Origin of the sequence: Streptomyces corchorusii (assembly GCF_001514055.1) — a bacterium.
In the GTDB taxonomy this organism is placed as follows: domain Bacteria; phylum Actinomycetota; class Actinomycetes; order Streptomycetales; family Streptomycetaceae; genus Streptomyces; species Streptomyces olivaceoviridis.
The window spans coordinates 494,201-517,213 of record NZ_KQ948358.1; the positions used below are offsets into that span (position 1 = coordinate 494,201).

Annotated in this window: 13 protein-coding genes; 4 read left to right on the top strand and 9 right to left on the bottom strand. The window is 73.8% G+C overall.

Translation table 11 applies throughout. The features are described 5' to 3' along the window. Positions 1 to 74: 74 nt before the first annotated feature. Together lon and AQJ11_RS23280 are read right to left on the bottom strand one after the other, a co-directional pair. Complete coding sequence (gene lon / locus AQJ11_RS23275) at positions 75 to 2,495, bottom strand: endopeptidase La (RefSeq protein WP_059264227.1); 2,421 nt, start codon at positions 2,493 to 2,495, stop codon at positions 75 to 77. 55 nt (positions 2,496 to 2,550) lie between these two features. Further along, positions 2,551 to 3,474 (bottom strand): rhomboid-like protein, encoded by a 924-nt coding sequence (locus AQJ11_RS23280; protein WP_059264228.1) that lies wholly within the window; start codon positions 3,472 to 3,474, stop codon positions 2,551 to 2,553. A 194-nt stretch (positions 3,475 to 3,668) separates the two neighbouring features. On the opposite strand from AQJ11_RS23280, the gene AQJ11_RS23285 reads away from it, so the two are divergent. The 4 genes from AQJ11_RS23285 to AQJ11_RS23300 all read left to right on the top strand — a co-directional run bounded on the left by AQJ11_RS23285 (position 3,669) and on the right by AQJ11_RS23300 (position 10,437). Further along, complete coding sequence (locus AQJ11_RS23285) at positions 3,669 to 4,346, top strand: spermine/spermidine synthase domain-containing protein (RefSeq protein ID WP_059264229.1); 678 nt, start codon at positions 3,669 to 3,671, stop codon at positions 4,344 to 4,346. A gap of 112 nt (positions 4,347 to 4,458) precedes the next feature. Continuing rightward, positions 4,459 to 5,199: a response regulator transcription factor gene (locus AQJ11_RS23290; protein WP_014674952.1), complete on the top strand. Its 741-nt coding sequence runs from the start codon at positions 4,459 to 4,461 to the stop codon at positions 5,197 to 5,199. Beyond that, complete coding sequence (locus AQJ11_RS23295; protein WP_086011576.1) at positions 5,196 to 6,320, top strand: HAMP domain-containing sensor histidine kinase; 1,125 nt, start codon at positions 5,196 to 5,198, stop codon at positions 6,318 to 6,320. The genes AQJ11_RS23290 and AQJ11_RS23295 overlap by 4 nt, the downstream gene beginning before the upstream one ends. Before the next feature lie 298 nt (positions 6,321 to 6,618). Further along, positions 6,619 to 10,437, top strand: coding sequence for a multifunctional oxoglutarate decarboxylase/oxoglutarate dehydrogenase thiamine pyrophosphate-binding subunit/dihydrolipoyllysine-residue succinyltransferase subunit (locus AQJ11_RS23300; RefSeq protein WP_041665494.1), 3,819 nt, complete (start codon positions 6,619 to 6,621; stop codon positions 10,435 to 10,437). Between the two features lie 81 nt (positions 10,438 to 10,518). Here the strand turns inward: AQJ11_RS23300 and fxsT are convergent, their stop codons facing one another. From fxsT to AQJ11_RS23335, 7 genes are all read right to left on the bottom strand, one after another. Then, positions 10,519 to 13,521: an FxSxx-COOH system tetratricopeptide repeat protein gene (gene fxsT, locus AQJ11_RS23305; RefSeq protein ID WP_059264230.1), complete on the bottom strand. Its 3,003-nt coding sequence runs from the start codon at positions 13,519 to 13,521 to the stop codon at positions 10,519 to 10,521. A gap of 83 nt (positions 13,522 to 13,604) precedes the next feature. Beyond that, positions 13,605 to 14,936, bottom strand: coding sequence for an aKG-HExxH-type peptide beta-hydroxylase (locus AQJ11_RS23310; protein WP_059264231.1), 1,332 nt, complete (start codon positions 14,934 to 14,936; stop codon positions 13,605 to 13,607). Then, positions 14,933 to 15,211: a hypothetical protein gene (locus tag AQJ11_RS23315; protein ID WP_237280936.1), complete on the bottom strand. Its 279-nt coding sequence runs from the start codon at positions 15,209 to 15,211 to the stop codon at positions 14,933 to 14,935. Before AQJ11_RS23315 ends, AQJ11_RS23310 begins: the two co-directional genes overlap by 4 nt. A gap of 92 nt (positions 15,212 to 15,303) precedes the next feature. Beyond that, positions 15,304 to 18,777, bottom strand: a complete 3,474-nt coding sequence (locus AQJ11_RS23320; RefSeq protein WP_059264232.1) for an SAV_2336 N-terminal domain-related protein — start codon at positions 18,775 to 18,777, stop codon at positions 15,304 to 15,306. Between the two features lie 7 nt (positions 18,778 to 18,784). Further along, positions 18,785 to 19,798, bottom strand: coding sequence for an AAA family ATPase (locus AQJ11_RS23325; protein WP_014674944.1), 1,014 nt, complete (start codon positions 19,796 to 19,798; stop codon positions 18,785 to 18,787). A 187-nt stretch (positions 19,799 to 19,985) separates the two neighbouring features. Then, the gene (locus tag AQJ11_RS23330) at positions 19,986 to 22,565 is read right to left on the bottom strand and encodes a VMAP-C domain-containing protein (RefSeq protein WP_244218323.1); all 2,580 of its coding nucleotides are present in this window, start codon (positions 22,563 to 22,565) and stop codon (positions 19,986 to 19,988) included. Continuing rightward, on the bottom strand, positions 22,562 to 22,972 hold the full coding sequence (locus AQJ11_RS23335) for a CU044_2847 family protein (protein ID WP_244218324.1): 411 nt from the start codon (positions 22,970 to 22,972) through the stop codon (positions 22,562 to 22,564). The genes AQJ11_RS23330 and AQJ11_RS23335 overlap by 4 nt, the downstream gene beginning before the upstream one ends. Positions 22,973 to 23,013: the final 41 nt, after the last annotated feature.

Genomic DNA, 23,013 nt, shown 5'->3' on the forward strand with positions numbered 1-23,013 from the left:
CCCGCGCTCACCGCACGGCGAAGGCCCGGGCCTCCCTCACGGAACCCGGGCCTTGCCTCATCCGGCAGCGTCCGTCACGCCGCTACCGGAACCTCCGGCGCCGCGTCGCTCGTGGCGGGCGCGAGCGCCAGTTCCAGGACCTGGCGGACGTCGGTCACGGTGTGGACGTCGAGCTTGTCCAGCACCTCGGCCGGGACGTCGTCCAGGTCGGGCTCGTTGCGCTTGGGGATGATGACGGTGGTCACCCCGGCGCGCTGGGCGGCGAGCAGCTTCTGCTTCACGCCGCCGATGGGCAGCACCCGGCCGGTCAGCGAGACCTCGCCGGTCATGGCGACGTCCGTGCGGACCAGGCGGCCGGAGAGCAGCGAGGCGAGGGCCGTGGTCATCGTGATGCCCGCGCTCGGACCGTCCTTCGGCACCGCGCCCGCCGGGAAGTGGATGTGCACGCCCCGGTCCTTCAGGTCGGCCACCGGCAGCTCCAGCTCGGCGCCGTGGCTGCGCAGGAAGCTCAGCGCGATCTGCGCCGACTCCTTCATCACGTCGCCCAGCTGGCCGGTCAGGGTCAGCCCCGCCCCACCCGTCTCCGGGTCGGCCAGGGACGCCTCCACGAAGAGCACGTCGCCGCCGGCGCCGGTGACCGCGAGGCCGGTCGCCACACCGGGGACGGCCGTACGGCGCTCGGCCGGGTCCTGGGCGGACTCGGGCACGTGGTGCGGCCGGCCGATGAGCCCGCGCAGATCACCGTCGGTGACGGTGAACGGCAGCTCGCGCTCGCCCAGTTCGTGCTGGGCCGCGATCTTCCGCAGCAGCCGCGCGATGGACCGCTCCAGGGTCCGCACGCCCGCCTCGCGGGTGTACTCGCCGGCGAGCTTGCGCAGCGCGCTCTCGTCCAGCGTGACCTCGGCCTTCTCCAGACCGGCCCGCTCCAGCTGGCGCGGGAGCAGGTGGTCCCGGGCGATGACGACCTTCTCGTCCTCGGTGTAGCCGTCCAGGCGGACGATCTCCATACGGTCGGCGAGCGCCTCCGGGATGGCCTCCAGGACGTTGGCGGTGGCGAGGAAGACCACGTCCGACAGGTCCAGCTCGACCTCCAGGTAGTGGTCGCGGAAGGTGTGGTTCTGCGCCGGGTCGAGCACTTCGAGGAGGGCGGCGGCCGGGTCGCCCCGGAAGTCGGAGCCCACCTTGTCGATCTCGTCCAGCAGGACCACCGGGTTCATGGACCCGGCCTCCTTGACGGCGCGCACGATCCGGCCGGGCAGCGCGCCGACGTACGTACGGCGGTGACCGCGGATCTCGGCCTCGTCACGGACGCCGCCGAGGGCGACGCGGACGAACTTGCGGCCCATGGCGTGCGCGACGGACTCGCCCAGCGAGGTCTTGCCGACACCGGGCGGGCCGACGAGCGCGAGCACGGCACCGCCGCGCCGCCCGCCGATGACGCCCAGGCCCCGGTCGCCGCGCCGCTTGCGCACGGCGAGGTACTCGGTGATGCGTTCCTTCACGTCGTCCAGGCCCGCGTGCTCGGCGTCGAGCACGGCCTTCGCGCCCTGGATGTCGTACGCGTCCTCGGTCCGCTCGTTCCACGGCATCTCCAGGACGGTGTCCAGCCAGGTGCGGATCCAGGAGCCCTCGGGCGACTGGTCGGAGGCGCGCTCCAGCTTGTCGACCTCCTTGAGGGCGGCCTCGCGGACCTTCTCCGGCAGGTCGGCGGCCTCGACGCGGGCGCGGTAGTCGTCGGACTCCTCGCCCTCCTTCTCGCCGTTGAGCTCGCGCAGTTCCTTGCGGACGGCCTCCAGCTGACGGCGCAGCAGGAACTCGCGCTGCTGCTTGTCGACGCCTTCCTGGACGTCCTTGGCGATGGTCTCGGCCACGTCCTGCTCCGCGAGGTGGTCGCGCAGCTGCTGCGTGGCGAGCTTGAGCCGGGCCACCGGGTCGGCGGTCTCCAGCAGTTCGACCTTCTGGTCGGTCGTCAGGAACGGCGAGTAGCCGGAGTTGTCGGCCAGCGCGGACACGTCGTCGATGGCCTGGACGCGGTCCACGACCTGCCAGGCACCGCGCTTCTTCAGCCAGGTGGTGGCGAGCGCCTTGTACTCCTTGACCAGTTCCGTGACCTGGCCCGGCAGCGGCTCGGGAACGGTTTCCTCGACACGGGCGCCCTCGACCCAGAGCGCGGCGCCCGGTCCGGTGGTGCCGGCGCCGATGCGGACGCGGCTGCGACCGCGGACCAGGGCCCCCGGGTCACCGTCGGCGAGCCGGCCGACCTGTTCCACCGTGCCGAGGACGCCGGTCTTGGCGTACGTGCCGTCGATGCGCGGCACCAGCAGCACCTTGGGCTTTCCGGGTTCGGAGCGGGCGGCGGCCTGAGCGGCCTCCACCGCGGCCCGCACCTCGGCGTCGCTCAGGTCCAGCGGGACCACCATGCCGGGCAGCACGACCTCGTCGTCGAGCGGCAGCACGGGCAGGTTCAGCGTGAACGCCGGTGACTCAGCAGCCATGATCTCCCCTTCGGCAGTCAACTTGAGCTATGCCGACTCAATGTTCTAGCGGGGTCTATTGTTCCCGGGCTGCTGTTCGCTCTGAGCGATCACGTACGACCAGGGGGATGAGCTGCGCAAACGTGCGCGGACGCGGGTGCGTTGGGAGGCCCGCGCAGTCCCCCGCGCCCCGGGCCGGCCGGTGCCACCGCCGGACCAGGGGCCAGGCCGCCACACCGATCGTCAGGGCGATGACGTGGCCCCAGTTCGTCAGCGGGTCGGCGTAGGCCAGCAGGTCGCTCAGCAGCCCGCCGGCCGCCAGGATCAGCAACGGCCAGCGCAGCCAGGGGCGCAGCAGGCCCGTCAGGGCGCCGGTGCTCGTGGCCACGCCGAAGCTGATGCCGTAGTCGAGGCGGTGCAGCGAGGTGTCGGGCAGGTGGCCCAGCAGGACGGCGAGGCCCACCGGGACCTCGGTGGCGAGGGTGGCCAGGACATGGCCGGCCAGGAAGACGCAGGCGGCCCGCGCTCCGCCTATCCGCCGCTCCAGCACCGTGAGCACCAGCACGAACGCGACCGTGTACGGCGAGAGGATCCCGCCCGCGACCCACAGCGCGCTCGCCAGCAGCACCAGCACGGGCGTGCGCACCAGGTGGGCCACGTCGGTGCTGGAGCCCTGGTGGAGCGTGTGCACCAGGCCGGGGTCGGCGTGGGCCGCGATCAGGGAGGTGACGGTCAGGACGGCCGCGTAGCCGAAGGTGAACGGGGTGCCGAGGGGGGTCGGCAGCAGACGCCACGGGCGGGGCAGCGGCCGGTGCGGGGAGGACGGGGCGGGGTCCGCGGTGGCGGGGGCCGGTGCGGGGACGGCGGCGCGCTGGCGGGGCATGCCGTCCAGCAGGCCCGCGAGGGCCGGGGCCGGGACGGCGGCGGTGCCGTCGGGAAGGGGCGTGCCCGGCGCGGGCGGGCACGCGTCCGGCGTGGGGTCCGTCGTGCTCCGTTCCACGGTGAGGCGCTCCTTCCGTCGCGGCCCACCCTTCGTGCTCGGCACGGCGCTGTCTATGACCGACGCCACCCGGCAGCGGATTCACGGCAACCTCTCACCCGCCGGCCACGTCCGGCCCCGGTGCGGACCACCCGTCCGTGGGCGTCATGCGCAATTCCGGTGAACGCCAGGCTCCGTTCAAGCAGGATGGGGTCATGACTGCCGTGTACGACACTCCCGTGGTCCTGGACCGACGCGACGGCCCGTACGGCGAGGTGGTGCTGCGCAGACACGGTGCGCTGCTTCAGATCATCGCCAACGGCTGCTTCCTGATGGACACCTCCGACGGCCGCTCGGAGCGGCTGCTGGTCGACGCGGCGCGCGCCGCGCTGGACGGGCGGCCCGCGCCGCGGGTGCTGATCGGCGGGCTGGGCGTGGGCTTCTCGCTCGCGCATGCCGCCGCCGACCCGCGCTGGGGCCGGATCACCGTGGTCGAGCGGGAACCCGCCGTCATCGACTGGCACCGGGACGGACCGCTGGCCGAACTGTCCGCCGCCGCGCTCGCCGATCCGCGCACCGCGATCGTCGAAGCGGATCTCGTGCGGTACGTCAATGAGACGTCGGACACGTTCGACGCGCTGTGTCTCGACATCGACAACGGGCCCGGCTGGACCGTCACCGAGGACAACGACAGCCTCTACTCGCCGGCCGGACTCGCCGCCTGCGCACGGGTGTTGAGGCCTGGCGGGGTGCTCGCGGTGTGGTCGGCCGAGCCTTCTCCGGATTTTGAAGGAAGCTTGCGGAATGCCGGGTTCCAGCAGGTGCGTACCGAAGAGGTGCCGGTTGCCCGGGGCGTTCCGGACGCCATCCACCTCGCCGTCCGACCTGGATAGCGACAGCACGGCCGGTCACCGTAATGTGCTGCCCTGACGCCGATCATTCAAGCGTCAAACGCAGACATGGGATCACCCCACTGATTCCGGAAAGCAACAACAGGGGCGGGCGATGGAGCAGACACACACCTCCCAGAGCGGCGCGGCGACGACCACCCCGGGCGCGCAGCGCCGGGTGCTGGTCGTCGAGGACGACCCCACGATCGTCGACGCCATCGCGGCCCGGCTGCGCGCCGAGGGATTTCTCGTGCAAACGGCGGCCGACGGTCCGGCCGCGGTCGACACCGCGGAGGCATGGCAGCCCGATCTGCTGATCCTCGACATCATGCTGCCGGGCTTCGACGGGCTCGAAGTGTGCCGGCGGGTGCAGGCCCAGCGGCCGGTGCCGGTGCTGATGCTGACCGCGCGGGACGACGAGACGGACATGCTGGTCGGGCTCGGTGTGGGCGCCGACGACTACATGACCAAGCCGTTCTCGATGCGGGAGCTGGCCGCACGCGTGCACGTGCTGCTGCGCCGGGTGGAGCGGGCCGCGCTGGCCGCGACCACCCCGCGCTCCGGCATCCTGCGGCTCGGCGAGCTGGAGATCGACCACGCGCAGCGCCGGGTGCGGGTGAAGTCCGAGGACGTCCACCTGACGCCGACCGAGTTCGACCTGCTGGTGTGCCTGGCGAACACCCCGCGCGCGGTGCTCTCCCGGGAGCAGCTGCTGGCCGAGGTGTGGGACTGGGCGGACGCCTCCGGCACCCGCACGGTCGACAGCCACATCAAGGCGCTGCGGCGGAAGATCGGTGCGGAGCGCATCCGCACGGTGCACGGTGTGGGCTACGCGCTGGAGACGCCGACCCCATGAGCGGCGGCGGGCGCCAGGCCGCACGGAGGAGCCCCGGGACCGTCGGCGCGGACCCCTGGGGCGGCGTGCGCCCGTTCTCGATCAAGACCAAGCTGGGTGCGCTGGTCGTGATCTCGGTGCTGATCACCACGGGTCTGTCGATCGTGGCGGTGCACACCAAGACGGAGCTGCGCTTCATCACGGTCTTCTCGATGATCGCCACCCTGCTGATCACGCAGTTCGTGGCGCACTCCCTCACCATGCCGCTGGACGAGATGAACGCGGTGGCCCGCTCCATCTCCGAGGGCGACTACACCCGCCGGGTGCGGGAGAACCGCCGGGACGAGCTCGGCGACCTGGCCCAGACGATCAACGTCATGGCCGACGAGCTGGAGGCCCAGGACAACCAGCGCAAGGAGCTCGTCGCGAACGTCTCGCACGAGCTGCGCACCCCGATCGCCGGGCTGCGCGCGGTGCTGGAGAACATCGTCGACGGGGTCACCGAGGCCGACCCGGAGACCATGCGGACGGCCCTGAAGCAGACCGAGCGGCTCGGCCGCCTGGTGGAGACCCTGCTGGACCTGTCCCGGCTGGACAACGGCGTCGTACCGCTGAAGCTGCGGCGGTTCGAGGTGTGGCCGTACCTGTCCGGCGTGCTGAAGGAGGCCAACATGGTCGCCTCCGCGCGCGCGGGCATGGCCACCGGCTCCGGCAGCCACACGCGCACGGACGTCCACCTGCACCTCGACGTCTCCCCGCCGGAGCTGACCGCGCACGCGGACCCCGAGCGCATCCACCAGGTCGTCGCGAACCTGATCGACAACGCGGTCAAGCACAGCCCGCCGCACGGCCGGGTGACCGTACGGGCGCGGCGCGGGCCGCAGCCGGAGTCGCTGGAGCTGGAGGTCCTGGACGAGGGCCCCGGCATCCCCCGGTCGGAGTGGCACCGGGTGTTCGAGCGGTTCAACCGCGGCGCGGTGACCCGGCCGCACGGTCCGGGCAGCGACGGCGGTACCGGGCTGGGCCTGGCGATCGCCCGGTGGGCGGTGGATCTGCACGGCGGCCGGATCGGTGTGGCCGAATCCGAGCGGGGCTGCCGGATCATCGTCACTCTTCCGGGACTGACTTCCGCCCCAAGTTGACGTAAAGTCCGAGCGAACCACAAGATCCACGTCGGTCGCCGCCGGTCACCGCGGCTGGACACGTGTGATCAGGGCAGGCCCGGGCACCCGTCGAACGAAGACGCGCAGGGCCCGGGCCGCCACACCCTCCCCTGTGCGGAACCACGCTTGTTTCCCGCCATTTCAAGCCCTGAAACAAGATTCTTGATGTGACTTACGCGACGATGACCTTGCTCGACCTGACCTTCCCGGCCGGGGAGGCGTAGCCTTTATTCCCGCTGTCCATCACCTTGTGAAGCGGAAGAGGGCGGTTGCCGCCGTGTCGCCACAGTCCCCCAGTAACTCGAGCATCTCCACCGACGACCAAGCCGGGAAGAACCCCGCCGCGGCGTTCGGTGCGAACGAGTGGCTCGTCGACGAGATCTATCAGCAGTACCTCCAGGACCCGAATTCGGTAGACCGTGCCTGGTGGGACTTCTTCGCCGATTACAAGCCGGGGGCTCCTGCCACCCCGGCTCCGGCGGGTACTGCGGCCACGGGGGCCGCAGAGACCCCCACCACGGCCCCGCAGGCCCGGCCCGCGGCCCCGGCCCCCCAGGCCGCCGCCCCGGCCGCCCCCGCGGCTGTGAAGCCCGCCGCCGCCCCCGCTCAGGCCCCGGCTCCGGCCCCGGCCCCCGCGGCGAAGGCTCCCGCCCCGGCCAAGCCGGCGCAGCCCGCACAGGCGCCCGCTCAGCCCGCGGCGAAGCCCGCCCCGGCCGAGGCCCCCGAGGGCCCGGAGCTGATCACGCTGCGCGGCCCGGCCGCCGCCGTCGCCAAGAACATGAACGCCTCCCTGGAGCTGCCGACCGCCACCTCGGTCCGCGCCGTCCCGGTGAAGCTGCTGTTCGACAACCGCATCGTCATCAACAACCACCTGAAGCGCGCCCGGGGCGGGAAGATCTCCTTCACGCACCTGATCGGCTTCGCGATGGTGCAGGCCATCAAGGCCATGCCGTCGATGAACTGGTCGTTCGGCGAGAAGGACGGCAAGCCGACCCTCGTCAAGCCGCCGCACGTCAACCTCGGCCTGGCCATCGACCTGGTCAAGCCGAACGGTGACCGCCAGCTCGTCGTGGCCGCCATCAAGAAGGCCGAGACGCTGAACTTCTTCGAGTTCTGGCAGGCCTACGAGGACATCGTCCGCCGCGCCCGCGACGGCAAGCTGACGATGGACGACTTCACCGGCGTCACGGTCTCCCTGACCAACCCCGGCGGCCTCGGCACCGTCCACTCCGTGCCGCGCCTCATGCCCGGCCAGTCCGTGATCATGGGCGTCGGCTCCATGGACTACCCGGCGGAGTTCCAGGGCACCAGCCAGGACACCCTGAACAAGCTCGGCATCTCCAAGGTCATGACGCTCACGTCGACCTACGACCACCGGGTCATCCAGGGCGCCGCCTCCGGCGAGTTCCTCCGCCAGGTCGCCAACCTGCTGCTCGGCGAGAACGGCTTCTACGACGGCATCTTCGAGGCGCTGCGCATCCCCTACGAGCCGGTCCGCTGGCTCAAGGACATCGACGCCTCCCACGACGACGACGTCACCAAGGCCGCCCGCGTCTTCGAGCTGATCCACTCCTACCGGGTCCGCGGCCACGTCATGGCCGACACCGACCCGCTGGAGTACAAGCAGCGCAAGCACCCCGACCTGGACATCACCGAGCACGGGCTCACGCTGTGGGACCTGGAGCGCGACTTCGCGGTCGGCGGCTTCGCCGGCAAGTCGATGATGAAGCTGCGCGACATCCTCGGCGTCCTGCGCGACTCGTACTGCCGCACCACCGGCATCGAGTTCATGCACATCCAGGACCCCAAGCAGCGCAAGTGGATCCAGGACCGCGTCGAGCGCCCGCACGCCAAGATGGAGCGTGAGGAGCAGCTGCGGATCCTGCGCCGGCTGAACGCCGCGGAGGCCTTCGAGACGTTCCTCCAGACGAAGTACGTCGGCCAGAAGCGCTTCTCGCTGGAGGGCGGCGAGTCCGTCATCCCGCTGCTCGACGCGGTGATCGACTCCGCCGCCGAGTCCCGCCTGGACGAGGTCGTCATCGGCATGGCCCACCGTGGCCGCCTGAACGTCCTCGCCAACATCGTCGGCAAGTCCTACGCGCAGATCTTCCGCGAGTTCGAGGGCAACCTCGACCCGAAGTCGATGCACGGCTCCGGTGACGTCAAGTACCACCTGGGCGCCGAGGGCACCTTCACCGGCCTGGACGGCGAGCAGATCAAGGTCTCGCTGGCCGCCAACCCCTCCCACCTGGAGACGGTCGACCCGGTCATCGAGGGCATCGCCCGCGCCAAGCAGGACATCATCAACAAGGGCGGGACGGACTTCACCGTGCTGCCCGTCGCGCTGCACGGCGACGCGGCCTTCGCGGGCCAGGGCGTGGTGGCCGAGACCCTGAACATGTCGCAGCTGCGCGGCTACCGCACCGGCGGCACGGTCCACATCGTCATCAACAACCAGGTCGGCTTCACCGCGGCCCCCGAGTCCTCGCGTTCCTCCATGTACGCGACGGACGTGGCCCGCATGATCGAGGCCCCGATCTTCCACGTGAACGGCGACGACCCGGAGGCCGTGGTCCGCGTCGCGCGGCTGGCCTTCGAGTTCCGCCAGGCGTTCAACAAGGACGTGGTGATCGACCTCATCTGCTACCGCCGCCGCGGTCACAACGAGTCGGACAACCCGGCCTTCACCCAGCCGCTGATGTACGACCTGATCGACAAGAAGCGCTCGGTGCGCAAGCTGTACACCGAGTCCCTGATCGGTCGCGGCGACATCACCCTGGAAGAGGCCGAGCAGGCCCTCCAGGACTACCAGGGTCAGCTGGAGAAGGTCTTCACGGAGGTCCGCGAGGCCGTCACCACCCAGCAGGCCACCGGCCCCGTGTCGGACCCGCAGGCGGAGTTCCCGGTCGCCGTGAACACCGCGATCTCCACGGAGGTCGTCAAGCGCATCGCCGAGTCCCAGGTCAACATCCCGGACTCCTTCCACGTGCACCCGCGTCTGCTGCCCCAGTTGCAGCGCCGGGCGGCGATGGTCGAGGACGGCACGATCGACTGGGGCATGGGCGAGACCCTCGCGGTCGGCTCCCTGCTGCTGGAGGGCACCCCGGTCCGGCTGTCCGGCCAGGACTCCCAGCGCGGCACCTTCGGCCAGCGCCACGCGGTCCTCATCGACCGCGAGACGGGCGAGGAGTACACCCCGCTCCAGTACCTCGCCGAAGACCAGGCGCGCTACAACGTCTACAACTCCCTGCTGTCCGAGTACGCGGTCATGGGCTTCGAGTACGGCTACTCGCTGGCCCGCCCCGACGCGCTCGTGATGTGGGAGGCGCAGTTCGGTGACTTCGTCAACGGCGCCCAGACGGTCGTCGACGAGTACATCTCGGCGGCTGAGCAGAAGTGGGGCCAGACGTCCGGCGTCACCCTGCTCCTGCCGCACGGCTACGAGGGCCAGGGCCCGGACCACTCCTCGGCCCGGGTCGAGCGGTTCCTCCAGCTCTGCGCCCAGAACAACATGACGGTCGCCATGCCGACCCTGCCGTCGAACTACTTCCACCTCCTGCGGTGGCAGGTGCACAACCCGCACCACAAGCCGCTGGTGGTCTTCACCCCGAAGTCGATGCTCCGCCTGAAGGCCGCCGCGTCGAAGACGGAGGAGTTCACGTCGGGTCAGTTCCGTCCCGTCATCGGGGACACGGCGGCGGACCCGGCCGCGGTCCGCAAGGTCGTGTTCGTGGCCGGCAAGCTGTACTACGACCTTGAGGCCGAGCGGCAGAAGCGGGGCGTGACGGACACCGCGATCATCCGCATCGAGCGGCTGTACCCGCTGCCGGGTGCGGAGATCCAGGCCGAGGTCAACAAGTACCCGAACGCCGAGAAGTACCTGTGGGCGCAGGAGGAGCCGGCGAACCAGGGTGCGTGGCCGTTCATCGCGCTCAACCTGATCGACCACCTGGACCTGGCGGTCGGCGCGGACGTCCCGCACGGCGAGCGCCTGCGGCGCATCTCGCGTCCGCACTCCTCGTCCCCGGCGGTCGGCTCCGCGAAGCGGCACCAGGCGGAGCAGGAGCAGTTGGTGCGTGAGGTGTTCGAGGCGTAAGCCTCCGGCGGTCCGCCAGACACGAGGGCCCGGTGCCGAGTTCACGCTCGGCGCCGGGCCCTTCGCCTGTGGGGCGCGTCCTCAGCCCAGGTACGCCTCGAAGTCCCAGTAGGGGCGGACCCGCCCGCGGGCCGAGATGGTGTGGGGGTGCTGGGCGCCCAGGGTGCGGGTGAGGGACAGGAGGGCGTCCTCCTCCAGCTTGCCGGCCTCCTCCTGCTCGTGCGCCGCCCTCAGGTCCGCGGCGAGCGCGACCTGGCACGACAGCGTGAGCGGGTGCTCGTGGCCCAGGGCGTGCCGGGACCGGCGCACGGTGTCGCGGCTCAGTTCCACCGCGTCCTCGATGCGGCCGTTGAAGTTGCGCGCGCCGGCCGCGTTGAGGGCGCAGCCCAGGACCCAGGGGTGGTCTTGGCCGAGCGTGGCGCCGAGCCCGGCGAGGGCGGACTCGAACATGGACAGGGCCTCGCCCCGCTCACCCGCGGCCTGCATCACCAGCCCGGTGTTGGACAGCATGCCGGTGGCCACGGGATGCGCGGGGCCGAGCAGCGAGCGGTAGCCGGCCTCCGCCTCGTCGATGAGGTCGCGGGCCTGGCTGAGATCGCCGTGTTCCCGCAGGTAGTTGCCGTAGTTGGTGAGGAACGCCAGCGTGCGGTAGTGCTCGCGGCCGTGCAGCTGCGTCAGCTGGTCCAGCAGGCTGGCCATGCCGGGGCCCACGTCCGGCCCGTGACCGCCCTCCCGGCGCCGGCACATGGCGAGCTGGGAGCGGGCTTCGAGGGTCTGCGGGTGCTGCGGGCCGAGCACCTGCACATGGAGCCGTACGACGGGTTCCTGACGGGCCAGCGCCTCGCGGTAGCGGCCGAGCAGGCGGAGGCTGTGGGTGACCGCGTTGCCGGAGTGGAGGGTGTTGATGTGCCGGGCGCGCAGCACGCTCTCGCGCCGGGCCAGGGTCTCCAGGTCGAGGTCCAGCGCCTCGGCGTACCGGCCCAGCATGCGCAGGGTGACGCCGAGGTTGTGCCGGGCGACCAGGGTGGGCGGCTCGTCCGGGCCGAGGAGGCGTTCGTTGCCGTCGAGGACCTCGCGCTGGAGGTCGTACGCCTCCTGGTAGCGGCCCAGGGAGCGCAGGCCGGAGGCGATGGCGCTCTTGCTGACGAGTTCGCCGATCTCGTTGCGCCGGGGCGCGGCCTGGAGCTGTCTCAGCACGCCCCGGTGCAGCTCGTACACCTCGCGGAACCGGCCGCTGTTGCGGAGCATGTTGCCCTCCTGGGTGGCCAGGTCGAGCATCGGCTGGTCGATCGGGTCCATGAACCGCGACCAGTGCTCGCGCACCTGCTGCGCCAGTTCCAGGCCCCCGCTGTACTCGCCGCTGCGGGTGCAGTACCGCAGGCAGTTCAGGACCAGTTCCTGCACGCGCGGCTGCCGGCTCTCCAGGGCGCCGGAGGGTTCCAGGTGGGGCAGCAGCTCGGCGTAGCGCGGCCAGTTGCGGCTGTCGGCGGGGTTGCCGGGGTCGGCCTCGGCGAGCAGGGTGCGCACCGCCCGCCGGTGCAGTTCGTGGCTGCCGTCGCCGGTCAGCTTGGAGACGATGTCGTGGACGAGCTGGTGCATGTGCACCGACTCCTGGTGGGGGCCCATCTCGGCGGCCAGCGGGCCACGGGTCTCGCGGGTGAGCACCGAGTAGTTGACGAGGGTGTCCAGGGCCCGGGTCCAGGCGGGCAGGTCGGTGGACATCCAGCGCAGTTCCTCGGGCAGCTCGGCGCGCGGGTAGGCGCGGATGAGGCCGAGCGGGATGCGTCCGGGGGCGAAGGAGGTGCACAGGCCGAGCACCTCGATGGCCTGCGGCTGGGAGCGGCGCAGCCGGTTGAGCAGTATGGCCCAGGAGGTGAGGGAGGACTGCGGGAAGCCCTCGCCGGTGACGGGTTCGTCGACGGTGGACAGCCGCCGTTCGCGCACCATCCGCAGGTACTCGGCGGCCTCCATGCCGGACTCGCCGAGCCAGGACGCGGCCTGCACCAGCGGCAGCGGCACGTCCCCGAACTCGGCGGCCACCTCGTCGGCCTCGCGGGCGGTGATATGCGGGGCGCGGCGCATCAGGTAGGCGGTGGACTCGGGGCGCAGGAAGGCGGGGATCTCCAGTACGTCGGTGTGCTCGTTCCAGCCCCGGTTGCGGGAGGTGATCAGCACGTGCCCGGTGCCCTGCGGGAGCAGCGAGGTCACGCCGTCGATGTCGTCCCAGCCGTCGAAGACCAGCAGCCAGTTCCCGTACGGCTCCCCGCGCCTGAGCGCGTTGCGGACCGCGCGGATGCGTTCGCCGGGTTCGCCGCCGATGCGCAGGCCGAGTTCGACGGCGAGTTCGCCGAGGCGGTCGCGCTGGAGGGTGCGGTCGTCGCTGTTGACCCACCACACCAGGTCGTAGTCGGTGCTGAAGCGGTGGGCGTACTCGGCGGCGAGCTGGGTCTTGCCGATGCCGGACATGCCGACGAGCGTGCAGGCGGCGGCGCCGCGCTCGGCGTCGGCGAGCCGCTGGTGGAGTTCGCCCAGCAGGTCGTCGCGGCCGGTGAAGCGCGGGTTGCGGCGCGGCACCTCGCCCCAGATCTCGCAGCGCTCGTCCGGGTAGCGGATCCGGCCGGCGAGCGTGCGGGGGCGGGTGAGCGGCTCCAGGCCGAGGCGGCGCAGCAGGCGGTCCTCGGCGGCCTCCTCGCTCAGCGCCCACAGGCTGGCCGGTTCCAGGACGGCGGTGGCGGGCAGCAGCGGCCGGTTGGTGAGGTTGACGGCCGCGAACCGGTCGGCGTGGGCGGCGACGAAGCCGCGCAGCGCGTCGTTCCACTCGCCCGGCGGGCGGGGGCCCAGTTCGAAGAACCAGTCGTTGAGGACCAGCAGCACCTTTCCGCTGGCCAGCAGCAGGTCGCCGAGCGAGTCCTCCAGCTCGACCTCGCGCGGCGGGTCCCAGCGTTGCAGGGTGGCCCGGTGTCCGTGCCGCTCCAGGCACTGCGCGATCCACGCCGCCCACGAGCGGTAGTACCCCGGGAAGACCACGAGCACGTGCTCGGGTGCCGCCGCACCGTTCGCGCCCGGCCGCCGCTGTTCCGCCATCGCCGCTCCCTGCTTCCACCGCGGCCGCCGGTCTCCTGGACAGCCGCACGCATAACGTAACGCAATCGGTCGTGAACGGAGCGTCAGCCCGGCGCGTGGGCGCTCCCCGCGAGGCGCGCGTGGTGGCTTCCCATGTGCCGGACGAACTCCCTTCCGCACGGGGTCAGTTCATCGGAGTTGGCCAGCACGGACAAGGCCTCGGAGACCTGCTCCCGGCACGCCTCGAACCGTTCGGCGGCGCGCCGCCGCCACACCCAGGCGGGTCCGGTGCCGGCCCGCCGCCACAGGTCCAGCAGCGCCAGGTGCGCGTACGCGCCCTGGAGGACGCCCGGCACCGGGCGCGGGTCCCGCCGCCAGCCCACCCGGTGCAGGCTGCCGCCGGGCCGCCACAGCGGGACCAGTTCGTCCAGCACGGCCAGCTTGGTGTGGTGCGTCTCGTGCACCAGCACTTCGACCAGCTCGCGCCGGTCGGCCGGCAACTGGGCCAGGACGGCGCCGGGCGCGGTCCGCACGGTGGCGCTCAGCGGCGGTCCGCCGCCCGGCGACGGAGCCAGCGGGACGACGGCACGCACCAGCGCCAGGGTCTCGGCGGCCCGCGCGGGGTGCGTCGCGGCCAGCAGGGCGTGCGCGTCGCGCCAGCGGGCGGCCCACGCGGCCGGGTCGGAGTACGGCCGCTCGGCCGCGGGCAGTGCCGCCGGCCCGATGCCGCCCGGGGGCACCCGGTGGGGGTCGACGTCGTCGAGTACGGCGGTGCCGCCGGGCAGGGTGTGCAGCGCCGACCAGGCCAGGGTGCCGTCGGCGGTCCACCGGGTGCCGGGTCCGGCCGGGGCGGCCCCGGACAGCAGCAGTGTCCGGCCCGCGCCGTCGGTGACGCGGAGGACTCCGGAGCGGCCGCTGAGCCGGGCCCGGCCCCGGGCGCAGCGCAGCAGCCCGGCACCGGGCAGCGGCAGGGTGCCGGCGGGCAGCGCCCGGGTGGTGGTGAAGCGGCAGCCGGCGCGCAGGGCGGCGGCGACGGCCACCGCGCCCAGCCCGGCGAGACCCTCGGCGAACTCCGGGCCGTCGGGCGCGGCGAGCGCCGAGGCCAGCCAGGCCCCGGTCGTCGGATAGTCGAGGACGGCGCGGACGGCCGGGGCGTCGGACCGCTCGGCCCGCTCCAGCAGCGCCCAGTCGTCCTCGAAGCGCCGCCGCACCCCCGCGGGCAGGGTGCCGCGCACGCGGTCGAAGCGGACCAGGAGGGACTTCAGCAGCAGCATCCGCCGGGTGTGCAGGGCGGCGCCCAGGGCCGCGGTGGCGGCGGGCAGCGGCCGGGTGCGGGCCAAGGCGCCGAGGATCTCGGGCGGGACCGGTCCGCGAGCGGGGGCGGCCGGGGCCGCCGGCCGTATGTCCCCCAGGGGTCCCACGGCTCCCGGGGTCATGCCACGGTGTCCTCGCCGCGTAAGGGCTGCCGCACGGGACCGGCCGAAAACGCACGCCCGGGCCGGCCCGGCGTGATCTCGTCGTCCCCGCCGGTGGTGTACCAGACCCGGCGCAGCCCGTCCGGGTCGGCGAGCACCCCGGCGACCGCCGCGAGCACCGCCGGATCGTCCATGGCACGCAGTGTCCGCAGGTCGACGTCGGTGAGGTCGGGCGGGAACACGGCCTCTTCGGCGTCCTCGCCGAGGCCGGCCCCCCGTGTCCTAAGCTCCCCCACCCTCGGCTCCTCCCTGCCCTACGCCCGCCCCGCACAGCCGCAGTGGCTGCCCACTTCTTCCCGACAGGCCGGAACCAGAAACCCTGGACGGCTCAACTCCGGTCAAGTTCGCGCGCGTCGGCCCACTCCTGGGACCACGGCCACCACGGTGGGGCCGTTTCCCGCCAGTCCGGCTCGGGCAGCGACCGGGCGTCGGGGGGCGGCGGTTGCCGTTCCGCCCGCCGGGTCAGCTCGACATCGCCCCAGTCGACCTCGCGCAGCGCCCCGACGAGCCGCTGCCACTGCTCCAGGGCCGCCCGGAACGCGCCACGGGCCGCGCCGGGGCGTCCCATCAGCGCCAGCACCGCCCCGCAGCCGTGCCGGGCGCGGGCGGCCGTCACCGAGCCGGGGTCGCCGCCGTGGGCCGCCTCCGCCTCCCGCTCGGCGTTCTCGTACGCCTGCAACGCCTCCATCAGCACCGGCGCGCCCGCGTGGTACCAGCCCTCCAGCCGCACCCGGCCCAACTGGAGCCAGACCTCGGCCCGTACGGCCGCGTCGGTCGCCGCGCGCACCGCCTGGCCGAGCAGGTGCCGGCTCTCGAACAGGTCGGGCAGGAAGCCGACATGGCGGAAGCGCTGGGCGAGCGCGCTGCCGACCAGGCCCTGGAGCCGGCCGCGGTGGGCGGACCGGGCGGGCAGCGACTTCAGCGCCTCGCGCAGCACGTACTCGGCCCGGTCCACCACCCCGGCCCCGTCACCGGCGGAGGCCCGCCGCAGCAGCGACTCGCCCCAGGCGGTGAGGAGCTGGACGCGCAGCGGGCCGTCGGCGGGGGCGAGCAGCACGGCCCGCTCGTAGGCCGCGTCGGCCTCCCCGGTCTCCCCGGCCGCGTCGTGGAACGCGGCCAGCGCGGCCAGGCACGGCAGCAACAGGTCCGGATCGTCCCCGGCGGCCTCCAGCGCCTCGCCGAGCGCCCGCCGGAGCTCGGCGTCCTCGACGTCGGCCCTGTGCAGTGCCCGCGCGAGGTCGAGCAACGCGGGCCCCCGTACGGCGTCGGGCACCCGCTCCCGCGCCAGCACGGCGCAGGCCTCCCGCAGTACGGGCTCGGCGGCACCGGGGCGCCGCAGATCGAGCAGGACCCGCCCGCGCAGCAACAGCCGCGCCCGGTGGGCGGTCACCTCCCAGGGCACGCCGTCCCGGCTCGCGGGGGACGGCTCAGGATCAGCGGCGCCGGGTACGACGGTGTCCGTGCCGCCGACGTCGTGTCCGGAACCGTCGTCACCGGTACGGCCGTACGTGCCCCCGGCGTCACCGGCGCCGGGGTGGGCGACCCCCCTGTCGGCAGAGCCGTCGCCGGCGTCACCGGACCCGCTGCCACCGGACGCGCCGTCAGCGGGCCCGCCGGCACCGGACCCGCCGTCACCCAGGATCGCGTCCCCGGCCTCCCCGAGGCCGGGACGCCAGTCGCGGGCCACGGCGGTGATGCGCGGCCAGGGCGGGACCTCGCCGTCCAGGGCGTCGAGCGCTTCCGTCAGGTGGTCCCCCTCCGCCGTGAGCTGCCACAGCTCACGGCGGCACGAGGCCAGTTCCAGCGCCGCTTCCGCCCGTTCCCGGCTGTCGGCCGGAGCCACCCCGTACGCGGCGGCGAGTTCGGCCGCCGCCTCCCGCAGCAGCCCGGCGCGCCGCCCCTCGGCCCGTGCGCCCGCCGTACCGGCCTCCGCGCGGAGCACGCGGCCGAGGACCAGGCGCGCCCGGGCCACGGGACCGGGGCCGTCGGCGCCCGTGCCCGCCGTGGCGACGCGGGCCTGTTCCCGGGCCCGGCGCAGCATCTCCGGGTCCGCCAGCTGCCGCCACCGGTCGAGCAGCCGCTCCGCCTCGGTAAGCGGGTCGGGAGTGACCAGGTCCGGCAGGTAGAAGCGCAGCACGCGCGCGGGGATACGGGCGAACAGCTCGGCCTCGACGTTGCCGCCGTCCCGCGCAGCGCCGTCCTCGGCGGAGCGCTCCGTACCGGCGTCCGGGTCGTGGTCGGCGAGCCGGGCCGCGGCCAGGGCGGCGAAGTTGCGGGTGCCCTTGCCGAAGTGCCGTTCCACGTAGGCCGAGCAGTGCTTGAGGACGAGCCCGGCGGTGTCCTGGTCGAGGGAGGACAGCAGCAGGTCCTGCATGCGCGGCGAGTACGCGAAGCACGGCTGCTTCTCGGTGCCGGGCAGTTGCCGCAGCAGTCCGCCGAGCAGCACCTCGGCCAGTTCCATGGGACCGGTGTCGGGCAGCATGGCCCGCTGCACCAGCCGCATCACGGGGAGGGTGAGGGGCGCGGCGGCGAGGTAGACGGCGAGCCGGAGGGCGCCGGGTGAGGCGCCGGCGCGGAAGGCGCGCAACAGCTCCTCGTCGCTGCGCGCCGGCGCCGCGGCGGGGACGGCTCCCGGTGCGGCGGCGGGGTGGGCGAAGCCGGCCCAGGCGTGCTCGCGGGTCGGCCCGGTGCCGGCGAGCAGCCGGGCGAAGGCCGCGAACGCCTCCGGGGTGGGCTGGAGCACCGGCACGGGCCGCGCCCGGGGCGGTGGTTCCTCCGCCTCTTCCCACGGCTCGTCCTCGGGCAGGAAGTCGAGGCGCCCTCCCGACTCTCCGGTGCGGACCAGCAGGCCGGGCTCGGCGGGCAGCGCGGTACGGCCCCACAGCCGGGGCGGCAGCGGCTGGACCACGGCCAGCGGGGCGGTGCGCGGCCAGCCGTGCAGCAGGCGCTGCGCGGTGCCGTCCTGCCACAGGGGGCCGACGCAGTCGCTGATGACGAAGGTGAGCCGGCGCCCGCTGGGGTCGTGCAGCTCGTCGGCGGGCCGCAGCCGGGTGCGCCGGCCGGGACCGACGGTCGTACCGACGAGGGGGGTGCCGCGGTCGTCGGCGTAGAGCTGGTGGACGCGGACGGAGGCGAACGCACCGGACTGCTGGCAGGCCTGGCGCAGTTCCTCGACCATCTCGCCCCAGACGGCCATGGCCGGCCCGGTGTCCATGAGCAGCTGGACGTCGCAGCGCCGGTCGCGGCCGGGCCGGGTGACGGGGAGCAGGATGCCGCTGGCGGCGGCCCGGTCGGCGGTGGCCGCCTCGTCGATCCGCTCGTCCCGGCCGTGTGCGGAGGCGGTGCGGTAGCGGCCGAGGGCACGCAGTGCCTTTTGCAGGCCGAGCAGTCCGGGCAGGGCGCCGGCGGCGGGGGCGCGGACCGGGAAGGCCGCGGGGTCGCCGTCGGAGCGGGCGTAGGGGGCGGAGCTCGGGGTGTGCAGCGGGACGGCGGGGGCGGGCGCGTCCGCGCGGAGCGGCTGCGGGCTGCCGGGGCCGTCCGGGGGCACGTCCTGCGTCCCCGGACCGGACGCGCCGCCCGTGCCGGAGGGACCGGAGGAACCCGCGGCGCCTCCGGAACCCGAGGAACCGGTGGAGCCGGGCGGGCCGTCGGGGCCGGTGCCGGACGTGTCGTCGGGGTCGCCGGGCGCGCCCGTGGCCAGCCGCCGGGCCAGCCAGAGCGCGTCGGCCACGTCCTCGGCGGTCGGCTGGAGCCCGCCCTGGCGCAGCTTGCCGATCAGCTCGTCCAGGCGCATCCCCGGCATCCGCCTCTCACCTCGTACGGTCGAGCGGTTGCATCAGCATCTCGGCGATCCGCTCGCGGGTGAGGCCCTGCGCGTGCGGATCGTACTGCGTGAGGAACAGGGCGTTGAGGAGCTGGTCGGCGGCGAGCACCTCGCCGGGTTCCCGCTCCAGGAAGCGGCGGATGAGATCGCCGCCGGCGGCGACGCCGTCCGCGCCGAGGTGTGCCTCGACCATGGCGGTGAGCTGCTCCTCGCCGGGCGGGTCCAGTTCGAGCTGGACGCAGCGGCGCAGCAGCGGGGCGGGGAAGTCGCGTTCGCCGTTGGAGGTCATCACGATGACCGGGAACGCGGTGCACGCGACGCGCCCGCCGCGCACGGCCACCCGGTCGCCGTCGTGCGTGAGCACCTCGACGACGGGTTCCCGGTCGGCCAGCCGTTCCAGCTCGGGGACCGAGAACTCGCCCTCCTCCAGGGTGTTCAACAGGTCGTTGGGCAGGTCGAGGTCGCTCTTGTCCAGCTCGTCGATGAGCAGGACGCGGGGCCGCTCGGCGGGCAGGAGCGCGGTGCCGAGCGGTCCGAGGCGGATGTAGGAGCCGATCCCGGAGGCCGTGGTACCGCGGTCGCCCCCGCCGGCGCGCTCCAGCTGGACGTCCTGGAGCCGGGCGATGGCGTCGTACCGGTACAGGCCGTCCTGGAGGGTGGTACGGCTGACGACGGGCCAGCGCAGCACCTTGCCCAGGCCGAGTTCATGGGCGATCGCGTACGCCAGGGTCGACTTGCCGGTGCCCGGGTTGCCGGTGACCAGCAGGGGCCGGCGCAGATAGAGGGCCGCGTTGACCGCGTCGACCTCGGCCGGCCGGGGCGCGTAGTTCTCGACCAGGCGGCGGCGCACGCCGAGCCGGCGGGCGCTGCTGGGATCTTCCGGGCCGCTGTCCGCGCCGTCCCGGGAGGCGGCGAAGTCACGCCACGGCGGCGGCGCCGGCAACCGCCGCATGCCGTCGTGCGGCTGACCCACTCCGCGGTAGATCCGCCAGTCGTTCACCTTGGGCTCCTCCCGGCTCTGGTGATCATGCAGCGGGCCCGGCCGTCCGACGTACGAGGCTACCGCCCGTCGGCCGCGCCCGCCGAGGTTCGCGGCGTACGGCGCCCCCTCCGCCCCTTCCGCGAACACCCGTCCGACTCGGCGGAGTTGACGGGGCGCGCGCCGGGAGCGGCGGGGCGCCGGCGGGTCAGCCGCCGGGCGCGGCCAGCGGCGGCGGTCGCATGCTCTCCGTCCCGTACGGCGTCCGGTCCGGCGGCGGGTCGAACAGTACGGCGATCTTGCCGCGCAGGCCGTGTGCCCGGGCGGTGTCCGGATCGGCCAGGCGGATGCGCAGATCGCGGACCGGACCGTGCAGCCCGTCCGCGTGCCCGGCGAGGCCCAGCAGGTCGGCGGCCTGCCGGTGGAAGTCCCCGCACTCGTCGTGATCGTGCTGGTCGCGGCGCCACAGCACCACCGCGTGCCCGGACCGCAGCGCGTCCCGCATCGCCGCGTAGCCCTCACCGCTGCCGACGGGACCGCAGTAGACGGGCACGGACGCGTCGCTCATCGCCGACAGGGCGCCGTAGTACGGGAACCTGCCCCCGGCCCGGGCCCCCGGCGGATGCCCCTCGGCGGCGGGCCGCCCGTTGAGCGTCCCGTGCGCCAGCGGTCCGCGCAGGACGCCCTTCCAGCGGCGGCGCCACTCCGGGGAGGGCGGCAGGCCGTTGCGCCGGACGTCCCGGACGACGACGGTCCGCCGCATCCCGAGCGGCAGGGCCCGCTCGTCCACGAAGTCGTCGTCCTCGTCGTACTCGTCGCCCTCGTCACCCTCGTGGTTCTCGTCGTCGAAGGCCGTGGTGGCCGTGGCGGCTGTGGTGGGCGACGGATCGGGGAGCAACTGCCAGTCGTCCACCGGGAGGTCGAACAGCTTGCGGGGCAGGAAGACCTCGATCGCCGCGAGGTGCTCTCCGTGGTCGCCCTGGTTCAGCGCCGTGGCCAACGGCTCCCGCAGCACCCGCGCCAGCTCCTCGGCCCGCACCCCCCGGTCGTCCCCGTCGACCGGCGTGACGTCCTGCCCGCCGTAGATCAACTGCACGCTCCAGGGGTGCCGGCCGTAGGTGGCCGGGCCGACCTTGACGAGGACGTCGGTGCGGGTGCCGGGGGAAAGGGTGGGGAGGGACGGGACGGTGGCGTGCGGCTGGATCGCGTGGCCTCCCGCGGGCGGGTGAGCGGACCCGGCGGGAAGCGGCGCCGCGCCGGGCCCGGTGGATGACGGCGCACCGAGGCACTCGACGGTGGACGGCGCTTCGAGGGCAGAGGGCGCTTCCAGGACGGACAGTGCTTCCGGGACGGACGACGCTTCCAGGGCGCCGACCGGGGTCGGCACGTCGACGGCTCCGCTCTGTGCCGGAACGGCCTGCGCCGGAGCCACGACCGCCCCGTTCGGCACGGGCACTCCGTTGGAGGGGCTGCCGGACCTGCCACCGGACATGCCATCGGGCTGACTGCCGGGCGGGCCACCGAGCCCGCTGCCGTACGGGCCGTCAGGCCGGCCGCCGGACAGCCCACCGGGCACAGCCGGGGTAGGGCCGTCGGCCGGCCCCGCCCCCTCGGCGCCCTCCAGCAGCGCGCGGATCGCCTCGCCGACCGCCCAGTGCCGGTGACCGGCGGCCTGCCCGGCTATCCACTCGGTGAACGCCCGCAGCCGCTCCGCCTCCACCTCCCCGGCGTGCTCGCGCGCGGCCTTGCGGGCCACCCGGGCGGCGTACAGCAGTACGGCGTCCAGGTCGACCAGCGTGCCACCGCCGCCGGGGTCCAGCGTGCGCAGGCCGTACAGCAGCGCGGCGCCCTCGCGCCAGGTGCGGACGTTCCGCAGCACCAGCGACGGCAGCCGTTCGCCCCGCACCTGCTCCTTCACGTCCTCCACGAGGTGGACGACCTCGCCCGCCCCGGCCGGCGGCGGCAGGTGCGCGAGATGGCCGTACAGCCGGGTGCGCAGTTCGGTGCTGATTCCGGAGACGGAGGACGTGTGACCGGGCAGGGTGGCCTGGACGGCGGTCCAGTGCGGGTACGGCGAGGAGGCGCCGAGGAGGCTCGCGTGATGGAGGTCGTGGGCGCGCAGCACCTCGCGCACCGCGCGTCCGGCCTCGCGCGAGTCCAGCAGTTCGTACAGCGCGGTGACCGGTACGGCGACGCCCTCCTCCCGCCGGCGCCCTTTGATCACGCCGATGACGGAGCCGTGCCGCAGGTCGAGCGCCGGTCCGCCGGAGAGTCCGCCGACGGGCAGGATGCCGGTGAGCAGCAGGGCGCGGGCGTCGGAACCGGCGAGTTCGCCGCTGCCCTGCCGGATGCCCAGCTCGCCGGTCTGCACCGACCAGCCGTAGAGCCCGAGCGGGGTGCGCGGTCCGGCTTCCCGGTCGCCGAGCCACAGGCAGCGCACCTCGTCGGCGCCGGTCACCCGGACGAGCGCGAGGTCGGGGAACGGCCAGGGGTCACGCGCCGGCCGCCCGGCCTCGGGCCGGGGCGCGACGACGACGGCCGTCCCGGTGCCGCCGCGCGGCTCCCAGGCGCCGTCGGCGGTGCGCTCCTGCCAGGTCACGCTCAGGGCGCTCTGCCCTCGGCACACCGCGGCTCCCCCCTTCCCCACGACGTGGGCGCAGGTCAACAGCCAACCCGGGGCTATGAAGAACCCCGACCCCCAGTACGAGTCACGGTCCGTTGCATACCCGTCACCCGGTGCGCCGATGCGCGCGAGGGAGGGGCGCACCATCTCGTCGAAGGCGCTCATACGGCGCCGGGAGCCGGGGACTGCGGCGGTACGACCGGGCCGCCCGTCGTCGCCGGGTCCGCCCCGTCCGCTGCCGTGGCCGGTTCGGTCCAGGTCAGGGACACGGTGAGGGAGGATGTGCCGCCGCCCTCGGCGATGGCACTCACGATCTTGCCGGACTGCGCCGTCAGTTCGATACCGAAGCCGACGGAGACCTCGACGGGTGCCGGTGTGTCCAGACCGGCGCGCAGGGAGCGCACGACGCCACCGACCGTGCCGGCCAGTCCCCCCGCCATGTCGATGACCCGGTCGCCGAGCCCGGTGTCCCAGTAGCCGTCCTCGTCCAGCGCCTCCTCGGCGGCGGCGCTGATCCTCGCCCAGACGACGGTTCCGTCGTCCAGGCGCACGCGTTCGATTCCTCCAGCCATGACGCCCCCGTTCGCCGATGGGAGGAGAAGGCTAACTCCCG

Excerpts from the sequence above, each read along its gene's own strand:
- lon (WP_059264227.1), bottom strand. The coding sequence starts at position 2,495 with ATGGCTGCTGAGTCACCGGCGTTCACGCTGAACCTGCCCGTGCTGCCG.
- AQJ11_RS23285 (WP_059264229.1), top strand. The coding sequence starts at position 3,669 with ATGACTGCCGTGTACGACACTCCCGTGGTCCTGGACCGACGCGACGGC.
- AQJ11_RS23290 (WP_014674952.1), top strand. The coding sequence starts at position 4,459 with ATGGAGCAGACACACACCTCCCAGAGCGGCGCGGCGACGACCACCCCG.
- AQJ11_RS23295 (WP_086011576.1), top strand. The coding sequence starts at position 5,196 with ATGAGCGGCGGCGGGCGCCAGGCCGCACGGAGGAGCCCCGGGACCGTC.
- fxsT (WP_059264230.1), bottom strand. The coding sequence starts at position 13,521 with ATGGCGGAACAGCGGCGGCCGGGCGCGAACGGTGCGGCGGCACCCGAG.
- AQJ11_RS23310 (WP_059264231.1), bottom strand. The coding sequence starts at position 14,936 with ATGACCCCGGGAGCCGTGGGACCCCTGGGGGACATACGGCCGGCGGCC.
- AQJ11_RS23320 (WP_059264232.1), bottom strand. The coding sequence starts at position 18,777 with ATGCCGGGGATGCGCCTGGACGAGCTGATCGGCAAGCTGCGCCAGGGC.
- AQJ11_RS23330 (WP_244218323.1), bottom strand. The coding sequence starts at position 22,565 with ATGAGCGCCTTCGACGAGATGGTGCGCCCCTCCCTCGCGCGCATCGGC.
- AQJ11_RS23335 (WP_244218324.1), bottom strand. The coding sequence starts at position 22,972 with ATGGCTGGAGGAATCGAACGCGTGCGCCTGGACGACGGAACCGTCGTC.